At 56.9% G+C, this 515-nt stretch carries 1 rRNA gene; it reads right to left on the reverse strand.

Going from position 1 to position 515, the window contains the following annotated elements:
* Positions 1–515, reverse strand: a 23S ribosomal RNA gene (locus F9B16_RS50550); the annotation flags it as partial.

Genomic DNA, 515 nt, shown 5'->3' on the forward strand with positions numbered 1-515 from the left:
AATGCCACGGCTTCGGCGGTGTGCTTGAGCCCCGCTACATTGTCGGCGCGGAATCACTTGACCAGTGAGCTATTACGCACTCTTTCAAGGATGGCTGCTTCTAAGCCAACCTCCTGGTTGTCACGGCAACTCCACATCCTTTCCCACTTAGCACACGCTTAGGGGCCTTAGCCGATGATCTGGGCTGTTTCCCTCTCGACTACGAAGCTTATCCCCCGCAGTCTCACTGCCACGCTCTCACTTACCGGCATTCGGAGTTTGGCTGACGTCAGTAACCTGGTAGGGCCCATCAGCCATCCAGTAGCTCTACCTCCGGCAAGAAACACGCGACGCTGCACCTAAATGCATTTCGGGGAGAACCAGCTATCACGGAGTTTGATTGGCCTTTCACCCCTAACCACAGGTCATCCCCCAGGTTTTCAACCCTGGTGGGTTCGGGCCTCCACACCGTCTTACCGGCGCTTCACCCTGCCCATGGCTAGATCACCCCGCTTCGGGTCTACAGCATGCGACTA

The sequence above is a fragment of the Actinomadura montaniterrae genome (assembly GCF_008923365.1).
GTDB lineage: Bacteria > Actinomycetota > Actinomycetes > Streptosporangiales > Streptosporangiaceae > Spirillospora > Spirillospora montaniterrae.